14 protein-coding genes, 1 tRNA gene and 1 pseudogene are annotated in these 12,546 nt (G+C 41.9%); 10 read left to right on the top strand and 6 right to left on the bottom strand.

Translation table 11 applies throughout. The features are described 5' to 3' along the window. Positions 1–17: 17 nt before the first annotated feature. The gene (locus ACRQ5D_RS00265) at positions 18–620 is read right to left on the bottom strand and encodes a DUF998 domain-containing protein (RefSeq protein ID WP_091175110.1); all 603 of its coding nucleotides are present in this window, start codon (positions 618–620) and stop codon (positions 18–20) included. 294 nt (positions 621–914) lie between these two features. Between ACRQ5D_RS00265 and ACRQ5D_RS00260 the strand changes: the two are divergent. Next, positions 915–1,963, top strand: a pseudogene (locus tag ACRQ5D_RS00260) (quinone-dependent dihydroorotate dehydrogenase). A 240-nt stretch (positions 1,964–2,203) separates the two neighbouring features. Here ACRQ5D_RS00260 and ACRQ5D_RS00255 read toward each other — a convergent pair. From ACRQ5D_RS00255 to ACRQ5D_RS00245, 3 genes are all read right to left on the bottom strand, one after another. Continuing rightward, entirely contained in the window at positions 2,204–2,377 is a 174-nt protein-coding gene (locus tag ACRQ5D_RS00255) for a spore protein (protein WP_090527770.1), read from the bottom strand. A 30-nt stretch (positions 2,378–2,407) separates the two neighbouring features. Then, positions 2,408–2,478, bottom strand: a tRNA-Cys gene (locus ACRQ5D_RS00250). Between the two features lie 46 nt (positions 2,479–2,524). After that, the gene (locus tag ACRQ5D_RS00245) at positions 2,525–3,274 is read right to left on the bottom strand and encodes a TrmH family RNA methyltransferase (RefSeq protein WP_091175116.1); all 750 of its coding nucleotides are present in this window, start codon (positions 3,272–3,274) and stop codon (positions 2,525–2,527) included. Between ACRQ5D_RS00245 and ACRQ5D_RS00240 the strand changes: the two genes are divergently transcribed. Genes ACRQ5D_RS00240 through ACRQ5D_RS00230 form a run of 3 tightly spaced genes read left to right on the top strand, consistent with a single transcriptional unit; the run spans position 3,265 to position 5,623 of the window. Next, positions 3,265–3,519 (top strand): hypothetical protein, encoded by a 255-nt coding sequence (locus ACRQ5D_RS00240; RefSeq protein ID WP_431198921.1) that lies wholly within the window; start codon positions 3,265–3,267, stop codon positions 3,517–3,519. The genes ACRQ5D_RS00245 and ACRQ5D_RS00240 overlap by 10 nt on opposite strands. A gap of 53 nt (positions 3,520–3,572) precedes the next feature. Further along, positions 3,573–4,859: a hypothetical protein gene (locus tag ACRQ5D_RS00235; RefSeq protein ID WP_431198920.1), complete on the top strand. Its 1,287-nt coding sequence runs from the start codon at positions 3,573–3,575 to the stop codon at positions 4,857–4,859. Between the two features lie 2 nt (positions 4,860–4,861). Next, positions 4,862–5,623: a BamA/TamA family outer membrane protein gene (locus ACRQ5D_RS00230; protein ID WP_431200920.1), complete on the top strand. Its 762-nt coding sequence runs from the start codon at positions 4,862–4,864 to the stop codon at positions 5,621–5,623. A 148-nt stretch (positions 5,624–5,771) separates the two neighbouring features. On the opposite strand, the gene ACRQ5D_RS00225 is transcribed toward ACRQ5D_RS00230, so the two are convergent. Together ACRQ5D_RS00225 and ACRQ5D_RS00220 are read right to left on the bottom strand one after the other, a co-directional pair. After that, the gene (locus tag ACRQ5D_RS00225; protein WP_091175120.1) at positions 5,772–6,305 is read right to left on the bottom strand and encodes a hypothetical protein; all 534 of its coding nucleotides are present in this window, start codon (positions 6,303–6,305) and stop codon (positions 5,772–5,774) included. A 66-nt stretch (positions 6,306–6,371) separates the two neighbouring features. After that, on the bottom strand, positions 6,372–6,869 hold the full coding sequence (locus tag ACRQ5D_RS00220; protein WP_091175123.1) for a TspO/MBR family protein: 498 nt from the start codon (positions 6,867–6,869) through the stop codon (positions 6,372–6,374). Between the two features lie 158 nt (positions 6,870–7,027). On the opposite strand from ACRQ5D_RS00220, the gene ACRQ5D_RS00215 reads away from it, so the two are divergent. From ACRQ5D_RS00215 to ACRQ5D_RS00190, 6 genes are all read left to right on the top strand, one after another. Continuing rightward, positions 7,028–7,387: a hypothetical protein gene (locus ACRQ5D_RS00215; protein ID WP_091175125.1), complete on the top strand. Its 360-nt coding sequence runs from the start codon at positions 7,028–7,030 to the stop codon at positions 7,385–7,387. A 122-nt stretch (positions 7,388–7,509) separates the two neighbouring features. Further along, positions 7,510–8,283 (top strand): SGNH/GDSL hydrolase family protein, encoded by a 774-nt coding sequence (locus tag ACRQ5D_RS00210; RefSeq protein ID WP_091175127.1) that lies wholly within the window; start codon positions 7,510–7,512, stop codon positions 8,281–8,283. A gap of 240 nt (positions 8,284–8,523) precedes the next feature. Then, positions 8,524–10,224: an ABC-F family ATP-binding cassette domain-containing protein gene (locus ACRQ5D_RS00205; protein WP_431198919.1), complete on the top strand. Its 1,701-nt coding sequence runs from the start codon at positions 8,524–8,526 to the stop codon at positions 10,222–10,224. Positions 10,225–10,250: 26 nt separating this feature from the next. Continuing rightward, complete coding sequence (locus ACRQ5D_RS00200; RefSeq protein ID WP_431198918.1) at positions 10,251–10,445, top strand: ABC transporter C-terminal domain-containing protein; 195 nt, start codon at positions 10,251–10,253, stop codon at positions 10,443–10,445. A 127-nt stretch (positions 10,446–10,572) separates the two neighbouring features. Further along, positions 10,573–11,007: a hypothetical protein gene (locus tag ACRQ5D_RS00195; RefSeq protein ID WP_143020888.1), complete on the top strand. Its 435-nt coding sequence runs from the start codon at positions 10,573–10,575 to the stop codon at positions 11,005–11,007. A 2-nt stretch (positions 11,008–11,009) separates the two neighbouring features. Beyond that, positions 11,010–12,254, top strand: coding sequence for a DUF5103 domain-containing protein (locus ACRQ5D_RS00190; protein ID WP_431198917.1), 1,245 nt, complete (start codon positions 11,010–11,012; stop codon positions 12,252–12,254). Positions 12,255–12,546: the final 292 nt, after the last annotated feature.

The raw sequence follows: 12,546 nt of genomic DNA, 5'->3' as shown, positions 1-12,546 counted from the left end.
TGTTTTTTTAATGTTGATTATTTTAATTGACGCTGCTCTTTGATGTTGAGCAGTTTAATAAAGCAGGAGCCGAGCGATATAAACCAAACCGACCAACCCAGGTGGGCCAATCTTTGAATAAGCCCGGTATAATTGTTTTGAATAGTAGCCGAAGGAATGAAGCGGATAAAGATGAGCAGCATAATACCCAGGCTTAATAGCGAAAGCTTCCTGATCTGTCTAAACTCCTCTCCCCGCCATAAGATAGCAGAAAGCAGCGCACCTGCGTAAAGGAGTAAAAACACCGGCCCGGATGCCGAATGCAGCGGGTTGCCTGCATGAAATATAGCCGCCCAGCCAAACATGATAGGGAAACCTATCACCCCAAACACCGGCAGGATATTAAGCCCCAACTGGCTGCAAGCAATAAACAGGCCCGCCATAAAAAACACGCTGAGCACTGTATTGAGCAGCGTAAATGTTTCCATCAGCGTTTCAGATTTTGTGCCGATAGCGCCCAGCTCACTGATTGTATTGCTGAAATGATTGTAATTACCATGCACAAACCCGCAAACAATGGTTGAAAGCCAAAATACAATGGGAATAATGATGCCGGTATAGAGTAGCGGTTTAGTGTCCATTTTAATAATATTCAACTTGTTTTTCTTTCGACTAAAACAAAGTTAATATTAAACATGGTACTATACAATACATAGTACTATGTTTTTTATTTTATTTTTTCAAAACTCTTTAATGGCTTCGCCAAAATGTGTTAGTTTAAAAATGGATTGACGAGAACCTGAATTTGATTTAGATGCACTTCGCCCTTGTCAGGCAGGGAGGGGGCAACACAGCGTAATATCACAGAGATGAAACAGATACCGGTTATACCCATACATTTATTCACCATCACAAAAATGTGCTAACTTCGCGGCATGTATCAGTTGATAAAACCCATCCTGTTTAAGTTCGATCCGGAAAATGTGCATTACTTTGTTACCCGCAACCTGAAGCGCTTTAATCGTTTTCCGGGTGGTGCATCGTTAAGTAAAGCGATGTGGGATGTAAAAGATCCGAAGCTTGAACGCGAGGTTTTTGGTCTGAAGTTCAGGAACCCGGTTGGACTGGCTGCAGGTTTTGATAAAAACGCCGAAATGATGGGCGAAATGGCCAACCTTGGTTTTGGTTTTGTTGAGATTGGTACTGTTACACCGCTGCCGCAACCTGGTAACGAAAAGCCACGCATGTTCCGCCTGCCGGAAGATAGCGCGCTCATTAACCGCATGGGGTTTAATAATTTTGGTGTAGACATAGCTGCCGAACGAATCGCAGCTTTCAGGCGCGATCAGAAAAATATCAACAAACAACTGATCATTGGCGGCAACATTGGTAAAAACAAGGTTACCCCTAATGAGGATGCTGTTAACGACTACATTAAATGCTTTGACCGCCTGTTTGATGTAGTTGATTATTTTGTAGTAAACGTAAGTTCACCCAATACTCCGGGCTTGCGTGCCCTGCAGGAAAAGGGACCTTTGATGGAAATTTTGAATACATTACAGCAACGTAATAATAAAAACGGTATCAGCAGACCTATCCTGCTAAAAATAGCGCCTGATTTAACTGATTCCCAACTGGACGATATTGTTGATATTGTGCAGCAAACAGGCATAGCCGGGGTAATTGCCACCAATACCACTATCAGCCGTGAAAACCTTTCATCTCCATCGAAATTAAAAGGAGAAACCGGCGGTTTGAGTGGTAAGCCACTTACCCAACGCTCAACAGAAGTTATTGCTTATCTGCATAAAAAATCTAACGGATCATTCCCCATCATCGGAGTGGGGGGATTCACTCTGCCGAAGATGCCATTGAGAAGCTGAATGCAGGTGCATCTTTGGTACAGCTTTATACTGGCTTTATTTATGAAGGGCCTGGGCTGATTGGAAGGATTAACAGGAAGCTTCTGAACCGTGATTCTTAGTATTTGAGGATTGCCCTGAAATATACATTTTGATGCCGGATATCCCCGTTTCCTCGCGGAGACCTTATGCCTTTTAGTTTATTGAATGATATTTTTGTCTGAATCCGTAAGGACATGGGCTTCGGAAGAAAATATCAAGTCCATCCTCAAATCCTGACAATCATGGTTCAAAATCATAATGCAAAAAAGTCCCGCCGGAAACCGGCAGGACTTTAAATTTTTTTCCGAAGAAAGAGAGAATTATTTGCCTAATGCGATATCTAAAGCTGCATTGTTTTTAGCTATCTGGCTGTGTTTTGACTCAGCAGAACGGCTTCCGTATTCAAGGTTAGTAGCCAGTTTCAAGAACTGTACTTCCAAGCGTGAAAAAGTTTTATTTCTCCTGTCTTTTCTTTTTAAACGAGTAACGCCCATTGTCTTTTATTTTAAATTTTTTTAACCCTGAGGTCGGAAGCGGATTCGAACCGCTGTAAAAGGTTTTGCAGACCTCTGCCTAGCCACTCGGCCATCCGACCCTTTTTTAAGGACTGCAAAGATAGTAATTATTTTTAGCGGGCAAATTTATTTGAACGAATTTCTTTTTATTTCTGAACATAATATGGCCGTAGCTATAGCTACATTCAATGATTCGGCATAACCTATCCGGGGTATAGTTACTGTTTTATTTATTAACTGCTGTATTTCAGGGCGTAAGCCATTACCCTCGTTGCCCATAGCCAGTAAACCTTCATGGCCGAAATTGGTGCTGTAGATATTTTCGCCATCGAGCATGGCGCCAAATAAAGGAAGCTTTATTTCGGCGAGGATGGTCGTTAAATTGCCGTAATGCACGTTTACCCGAGCTAATGAGCCCATGGTAGCCTGTACCACTTTGGGGTTATAAACATCAACGGTATCGTCAGAACAGATAATATCGGTAATGCCAAACCAGTCGGCCGTGCGGATAATGGTGCCCATATTGCCGGGGTCCTGCACCCCATCAAGTATCAGCGAGAACTTGTTTTTCAGTAAGTTATAATTTAATCGGGGCCATTTTGGTATTTTAATCAAACCAATTACATCCTGCGGGGTTTTCAAACTGCTGATCTTTTCCAGATCTGAAGATGAAATTTCCTGAAAATTTATTTTTCGGGATAAATTCATCATTTTTGGAGCAATTTCGGATGTATGGTATATAGCATCAACCTGGTATGCAGCGTTTACAAATTCAACAACTGATTTGTAACCCTCAACCAAAAACAAGCCATGCTCTTTACGGAATTTTTTATGTTGTAAGGATTTTAATAAACTGATCTGTGATTTTGAAAGCATATACTAAGCCTGCTGTTTACCGCCTTACAATATTAAGTATTTTACTGGTTATTATCGGTTCGGGCTGCAGCATTACCCGTGGCATCCGTAAAGATCAGGCGCTTATACGCAAAATTACTATAAAAGGTATTGATGAGCAATTTGCCGAGACCGCTATAAATTATGTGGATAAGGAGCAACAACCCAATAACTGGCTCAATCTGCAGTTGTACTATACTTTTAGCAATAAAGGTAAAAAAATATAGGCGAAGCCCCCGTTGTTGTTGATAGTAACCTGATCGAGTACTCGCGTGTACAGATGGAAAAATACATCCGCAGCCGTGGTTACCTCAAAGCAAAGGTCACCGACAGTGTAGTGATAAAAAAGCAAAAGGCTGAGCTGATTTTTACTGCTAATGAGGGACCTATGTTCCGCATCCGCAAATTTACTGATAGTATTGCCGATAATAATATTAAAGCATTGTATAATGGTAACCGCAACAGGATATCACACATACAGCCGGGCGGCAGGTTTGACACTGATAGTTTAGCTTACGACCGCGATCAGCTCTATTTGCTGATGAAGCATAACGGCTACTACGACTTTTACAGGCAGTATATCAATTTTACCTATGATTCTACCTTTAACAGCAGTGTGGTTGATGTAAAAATGATCATTGATAATCCGGCGGGGAAAACACAGCACCCGGTTTATACTATCAACAATACATTAATTACGATATCAAACAGCCAGGGGCGTACACCGGGCAAAGTTGATACGATACAGGTTGATTCACAATTCAGGTTTGTTGACTACTCAAAAAGGTTTAAACCAAGGGTAGTAACCGATTACGTTTTTCAGAAAAAAGGCGAAATATACGATATTGATAAGCAAACACGCACCACCACTCGCTTATCAGAATTAAATGTTTTCAGAAATGTGCCCAACCCCGTTTACGAAAAACTGAAGGATAGCTCTAACAGGCTTAATACCCGGATAGATATTGTGCCGCTTAAACGGATGAGTGACCGTGTAGAGGGTGAGGTGCTTTTTAGCGGCGGTCGTTTTGGTTATAACGTGGGTAATACTTTTACCGACAGGAATTTATTTAAACAGGCTGCTATATTGCAGCTAAAAGTTAACTGGAGCATCCTTTTTGATAACGGCAATACTGTTGGTAATGATCACAGCAGTATTCAAAACCAGGAGTTTAGGGTAGGGGCACAGCTTGTCTATCCGCGACTTTTGCTTCCGTTCAAATTTCCGTTTCTTGGTAAATTTGCGGTTCCGCATACCACGTTTTCATCAAACTATTCATTGTTTTACCAAAAAGATTTGGTTAAGCGCGAAAGTTTTATCAATTCCATCACTTACGACTTTTTTGATACGCCGTATAAAACGCATACTATTACGCCCATTAACATTGAGTTTTCGAGAGGTATAATTGATCCGGCTGCAAGGGCGGCGCTGCTTGCTCAAAACAGGTACTCCTATGTTTATTTAATCGGGCGTACGGTTTTTACATCCGGTAGCCAATACACTTACCAGGTTAATGCCATAAAGCTTAATGGTTATGAAAACTTTACCTATTTCCGGGGAGTTTAGATATTGGCGGAAATTTTCTTAACCTGGTAAGCAATCTCACCAATGCTCCTAAAGATACTCTTGGGCAACACAAGCTTTTTGGATATACCTTTGCGCAGTATACCAAAGTTGAGCTTGATACGCGCATCTACCGAAATTTTGGCGGCGAAAAACAATTTGTTTTCCGCATAAACCCGGGTATAGGCATCGCTTACGGTAATAGCAATCAGCTTATTTTTGAAAAGAATTTTTATGCAGGTGGAGCCAATGATATCAGGGCCTGGCTGCCGCGCACATTAGGCCCGGGACAATTTAACCGCGCTTCATTTTATGGAACTGATGTTAATAACCGGGCACGCCTGAAATATCTTGATCAGTTTGGCGAGATTAAATTTATCACCAATGCCGAGTACCGGTACCTGTTGGCAAATAACTTTTTTGGTGCAAAACTCAAAGGTGCGGTTTTTGTTGATGCCGGTAATGTATGGCGCTTGCATGACGAGCCTGACAACCCCAACGGGCAGTTTAAACTGAACAATTTTTTAAGCTCAACGGCTTTAGGTATCGGCACTGGGTTGAGGTTTGATTTAAGTTTCTTCGTTTTTAGACTCGATGCAGCCTTTAAACTAAAAGACCCGCAATTTAGCGGAGCTAACCAATGGGTGCTGATTAACCATGCCGGCGAACTGTTTAGCAAAGGTTCATTCAAACAAGCTTACAAAGCAGCCAACGGAGAAGATTACAACTTTATGCAGTTGAACTTTGGTATTGGATTACCGTTTTAAGATTTTTAGGTAAAAGGATAAAGGTGAAAGGCAAAAGGTAGCTGCAGCTTTACGTTTGCATCTGTTTTTAAACCTTTTACTTTTCGTTTTGCTTTCACCTCTCCCTAAAAAAACTTTAACCTTTCGCCTTTGACCTTTTACCTTCCTTCTAAAACATATTCTTCAACCCGTCAATAATGCTTTCAAAAAAGGTTGGGATACTTAATCCGTTGTGGTAGTTGAAATACAGGAAGATACAAAATATTACTACAGCAATAATGATGAACCGTTTAAACATATAGGCCAGTAACACCAGTAAAAGAGGGATAGCTATCAGTAATACCCAGCTGATATGGAATGGACTTAGTTTACTGTCGTGCTTGTAAATGTAGTATAGTATGGCGTGTGTGCCGGAATCGTTCATGTGTTTGGCGTACAGGAAGGTTGAACGATCAAGCTTGTGGCGGTAAAAAGCAGTGCCTTTGTCAAACTTAAGTTCTTCGGTAAAACCATTCATTACAAAGGTGAAAACGCCGTTTACATTTTCCTGTATTACGCCTGCCGTATCGGTTGCAACTACAGCTACCTCGTCAACCGCAAAGGGGTTTTCTTTAACTACAAAGTTGTTGATAGCGGTTTTATCGGCAAAAGCAAAGCTGTGTGCCGCTGTAATAAGGCAAAAAATAAGTAAAAGTTTTTTCATGGCTTGATAGAGAGATTCTTTATCGATGCTGCAATTATCTGCAATAAAAATAGTGTTTTTTATGAGCTATCGGTTAAGGAAATAAATACTCATGTTAAGTATGCTGGCAAAGCTTACCCATAGTAAATAGGGCACAAGCAGCCACGAAGCAGTACGGCTAAATTTATTAAACCAGTTAATGTTTGCCACAATACTGAGCCACAGTAAAATGATTACAACCGCAGCTGCGGCTATTTGATGCATGCCAAAGAATACTATCGACCACGAAAAATTTAAAATAAGCTGAATAAAGTATATCGAACGGGCAATAATGTAAACCGGCTTACGGCTGCGGTGTTTCCATACAAGATAAGCGGCGGTCGCTATCATAATATAAATTGCAGTCCATACCGGTGCAAACAGCCAGGGTGGTGGGTTAAACGATGGCTTTTTGAGTGTGCTATACCAGCCGGCAATTTCGGGCCGGGTTACCAGTGAGGCAACAAAACCAATAAATAATACAATCAGCAAACTGATGAGGTATGGGAAAAATTGAAAACGTTTGGTAGATACAGCTACGGACATAATATTATCTGAACCCTTAAAGGAAGCCTAAGTTTTACTGTGAATGAATAATCTTTAAAACTAAATAAAATAAACATTAATGCTCAATAAAGCAACTGTTTTGCAATAAATACACAAGGGGCAGGTAGTATTAACAGTTAAATGTTAGTTTAGCCTGTATGATAAAAGCCTACAGGTTATATACCGGTGATGACGGTCATTCACATATACAAAAAGGGATGGTTGATTTAGGGACACTTAATGAAGCCCTTGCGCTTAGGTTTCAGGAATCGGAACCGCATGCATTTTATGATTACCATAATGCCCCTACAAATCAGTACGTGATAACCCTTACCGGTACGCTTGAATTTGAAACCTATCCCGGCGAAAAATTTATACTTGAGCCCGGCGAAATACTGATAGCGCAGGATACTACGGGAACTGCGCACAAATGGCGGTTGATGGATGATGAGCCCTGGAAACGGGTGTATGTTACCTTTGATCCGGCAAAGCCGATAAATTTTGTGGCTGATAAATAAGAACCGTTGCTGCAGTAGTGATGCACGTAATATTCCTTTTACAAATACTGATACAGAACCCAACAAAATTTTAATAGTTACACTAAATCAGTATTTTCGACAAATACCTTTATAATCCTCAAATGAAAGATACCAAACAAAACTACCGTCGTCATTTTTTAAAAACCACTGCTGTAGGCACGCTTGCAGCTATGGGCATACCATCAATTGTTTCATCGGCTTTAGCTGCCGAAAAACCTGCAAAAAAGCTAACTTTTAACCAGGGCGATGTAGTGCTTTTTCAGGGCGACTCCATTACCGACTGGGGGCGTGACCATAGCAAAACCGAACCGAATACTACCAGTGCTTTAGGTTCGGGCTATGCCTTGCTAACTGCTTCACAATTGCTGCTTAAACATGCTGATAAAGGTTTGAAGATTTACAATAAAGGTATCAGCGGCAATAAAGTATATCAGCTTGCCGAGCGCTGGGATACCGATTGTCTTGCCCTTAAACCAAACATATTGAGCATTCACATAGGCGTGAATGACTTTTGGCATACCCTTACCGGTGGTTATAAAGGCACAATAGATACTTATATTACTGATTACCGCGCACTGCTCACACGTACCAAACAGGCCCTGCCCGATATTAAACTGGTGATTTGCGAACCCTTTGCCGAAAAAAATGTGAAGGCCGTTGATGATAAATGGTACCCAACGTTTGATTCGTTTCGCAAAGCTGCTAAGGATATCGCTGCTGAGTTCGACGCGGTATTTGTGCCTTACCAATCGGCATTTGATAAAGCCGAGCAAAGAGCACCGGCAACTTACTGGAACCTTGATGGCGTACACCCCAGCGTAGCCGGCGAAGCCCTTATGGCACAAACATGGTTGAAAGCGGTTGGAGCTCTTTAGAAGGTAAAAGGATAAAGGTGAAAGGCAAAAGGTAGCTGCGGCTTTGCAAATAAAAGGTGAAGGGGTAAAGGCTAAAGGTGAAAGGTAGCTTCAGCTTTGCAAATAAAAGGTAAAAGGCTAAAGGTAGCTACAACTTTGCATACGGCTTGGTGTATCTTTGGCCTTTTTATTTGTCTGTCGCTTTTTAAAGACCTTTCGCCTTTAGCCTTTCACCTCAAAAAAGCGTATCTTTGCGCGTAAATGATTGCTATAAATAACCTTACGTTCGAGATTGGTGCGCGGGCCTTATATGATGAAGCCAACTGGCATATTAAACCCGGTGAAAAAATTGGTTTAATTGGTGCCAACGGTACTGGTAAAACTACCCTTTTAAAAATTATTGTAGGCGACTATAAGCCTACCTCCGGAACTGTTTCAATGGCTAAGGACCTTACCATGGGTTACCTTAACCAGGATCTACTTTCTTATTCATCTGATAAAAATATCGTACACGTGGCCATGGAAGCCTTTGAGCGCCAAAACCAGCTGCACGATGAGATCGAGAACCTGCTCAAAAAGCTGGAAACGGATTATAGCGAAGAACTATTAAATAAACTGAGCGACAAGCAGCACGAGTTTGAATTGCTCGATGGTTATAATATCGAATATAAAGCCCATGAGATTTTAGCCGGCTTGGGTTTTAGCGACGAGGATTGCAAACGCAAGCTGAGTACCTTTTCGGGCGGTTGGCGCATGCGTGTAATGCTGGCCAAGATCCTGTTACAAGCACCTGATATCCTGCTGCTGGATGAGCCTACCAACCACCTTGACTTACCGTCTATCCAATGGCTGGAGGATTACCTGAAATCATTCCCCGGTGCTATCATCATCGTATCGCACGACAGGTGGTTCCTGGATAAAGTGATCAATCGTACGGTTGAATCGAGGAAGGGCAAGTTGACCGTTTACGCAGGTAATTATTCTTTCTATCTCGAAGAAAAAGCCCTGCGTGAAGAAATTCAGCGTGGCGAGTTTAAAAATCAGCAATCAAAAATTAAACAGGAAGAGCGTTTGATCGAGCGTTTCCGTGCCAAAGCTTCTAAGGCTAAAATGGCGCAGTCCCGCATCAAAATGCTGGATAAAATGGAGCGTATTGACGATGTGGATGACGATAATCCATCCGTTAACTTCGCTTTCCGTTTCAGCAAACAGTCGGGTAGGCACGTGATCACTTTAGAGGATATCACCAAAAAATACCCTGCTATCGATATTCTTGACCACGCCGAAGCTGTAATTGAAAAAGGTGATAAAATTGCACTCATCGGTGCCAACGGTAAAGGTAAATCAACCCTGTTGCGCATTATTGCATCTGCCGATAAAGATTACACTGGTACGGTAACCACCGGCCATAACGTAACTACTACGTTTTTTGCCCAGCACCAGCTGGAATCTTTACACCTCGAAAATCAGATATTGCAGGAACTGCAATCATTTGCACCTAAGCATACAGATACCGAGCTGCGTACCATTTTAGGTTCGTTTTTGTTTACCGGGGATGATGTGTTCAAGAAGATCAAGGTATTATCGGGTGGTGAAAAATCACGTGTAGCATTGGCTAAGGCGCTTACCGCTGATGCTAATTTCCTGGTACTGGATGAGCCTACCAACCACCTGGATATGCAGTCGGTTAATATCCTGATCCAGGCGCTTGACCAGTACGAGGGTACTTTCATTGTGGTATCGCACGACAGGTATTTCCTTGATAACGTAGCCAACAAGATCTGGTTTATAGAAGATCAAAAGATTAAAATTTATCCGGGTACTTATGCCGAATTTGACGAATGGTATGCCAAACGTAAACTGGAACCCAAAGCAGCTGCACCTGCACCTCAACCCAAAAAGAAGAGAAAAAGCCCGAGCCCGTTAAACAGCCGCAAGGCGAAAATAAGCATCAGCAATTAAAGAAACTGAACCAGGACCTGGCCAAAATGGAGCAGCAGATCGCCGACCTCGAAAAAGAGGTAAAGCACTTTGAAACCCAGCTGGCCGACGAAAAAATATACAGCGATAACGGCAAACTAAAACAAACCAATGCTGCCTATAGCGCTAAACAAACCGAGCTGAAACAAATGCAGGACAAGTGGGAAGCCCTGGCCGAGCAGATTTTGGAGTTGGAATCGTAAGCCCCACCCAAACCCTCCCCTAAAGGGAGAGGGCTTTGATAAGCGTAGAGTAAAGTATCGTGAATGAAAGCCGCTATTGCATTATGATAGTGGCTTTTTTATATTCGTGTTAAACCTAAATTAGTACATGGACAATCAATATCGTGGGCTTACCATCGCTGTATTAATATCCAGTTGTTTTATTTTAATTGGTGCCGGGCATAGCGTCGGGCCAATAATATTGTTTGAAGTAATGTTTCCTTTTGCAAGTGAAAACAAATTGTCGTTTAGCTTATCAAATAATTACGATAATTCAATTTTAGCATCCGCATTAATTCTTTTGACAGGACAGCTTTTGTTATTTATTGCGACTCACAAAGAGCACATAATTACCCGGCTTATAGCGCTTTTTGTTATGTGGATAGCGCTGCTTTTTCTGACGCATAATATTTTCAATGGCGATAGCCTTTCAGAGTTTAGCCTGGGTTCAGCTACGCCCTTCTTAATATTATCAATCACATTGTTTAGTTTTGACGTTAAACAATATTTGCAGCGGGATAAAATAGATATTGAACCGGAATGAAATTGACAAAGATATTTTTAGGCATGGTGATCTTTACCTTGCTTATACAACAAACCTTCGCTCAATCACCCTATAACAACAACGTTTACTCTTCAGCCATAAAAAGCGTTGAGTTTTATAATACCGCGAAGCAGGGCTCTTTCCCGGTTATTAATTTGGGGACCGATGAAAGGGTGCTGCTAACTTTCGATGACCTGCGCGGGGGCAGCCGTAATTACTATTATACCATTGAGCATTGCGATGCCAACTGGAACTCGTCAAACCTTTCATCTGCCGAGTACCTGCAAAGCTTTACTGATGACCGGTTGTATAACTACAGCTATTCAACCGGTACTATGCAAAAATATACCCATTATGAAATTTCGCTGCCCAACAATAACATCGCTCCCAAAATATCGGGCAATTATGTGCTGAAGGTTTATGAAGATGGCGATCAAAACAAAATGGTGCTTACCCGCAGGTTGTATGTGTTGGGCAAAAGGATATCTATCGCAGCTGATATGGTAGCATCGCCCAATAATGCCACACGGCAAACCAATCAGAAGATCAACTTTACGGTTGATTATTCGGGGCTTGTTGTGCAGAACCCGGCTTATGCTTTGCGTACTTTTATTATGCAAAACGCCCGTACTGAAACTACAGTGCTTAACGGGCAGCCAACCTATATCCGTGGTTCGCAGTTAATTTATAACGATGTAAGCATTAATGATTTTCCTGGCCGTAATGAGTTCAGGCTGTTTGATACGCGTACGCTCAAGCTTAATTCGCAAAGGGTAGCCAAAATTTATAAGGATTCTACCAACGTTGTTGTACTGCTTGGCGACCCGGTGCGCGACAAGCCCAACTACATTTTTCAATACGATAACGACGGCAAGTTTTACATCCTGAATAACGACGGTACCACGCCAGCCACCGATGCTGACTATGCTCATGTATACTTCACGTTATCAACCAATAAAAATCCTAACGACGGAGCGCCATATGTGGTAGGCCAGTTCAACAACTACCGCCTTGATGATAGTAACAAATTGCACCCGCTTGATAACGGGAGATACACCGTAAACATGTTGCTAAAACAAGGCGTTTATGACTATGAATACGTTTGGGTGGATGCCAAAACCGGCAAAGCAGATGATATCCCTTTTGAAGGCAGTCACTTTGAAACCGAAAACGAATACCAGGTGCTTACCTATTATCGCCCCCCGCAGCCCGTTGGGATGAACTGGTGGGTTTCAGGGAATTGGTGACAAAAAGATAATGGCCTCACCTAAATTCTCTACGAAGGAGCGGACTTTAAAAAACAAACTTAACAGCGTTTGCGAATTAAAAGCTTCCGCTTAGGAGAAGGCTGTCTCATCCTAAAAAAAGTTTAGAGTTTAACTGCTAAATCCTGTTATACGTTTACAATAAAAAAGTCACGAGTACGCCACGCTTTCGTCAGCGCTGCATACTCGCGCCAGTGGGGGTTTCTGCAAAATGCAGAAATTCTGGAAGCGCGTCTATCGACATTAGCTCGGACAATCTTGGATAATACCTCTT

The sequence above is a fragment of the Mucilaginibacter sp. P25 genome (assembly GCF_050859465.1).
GTDB classification, from domain to species: Bacteria; Bacteroidota; Bacteroidia; order Sphingobacteriales; family Sphingobacteriaceae; genus Mucilaginibacter; species Mucilaginibacter gossypii.
Note: the sequence above shows the minus strand (reverse complement) of the source record. Positions and strands in the feature narration are given on the sequence as shown.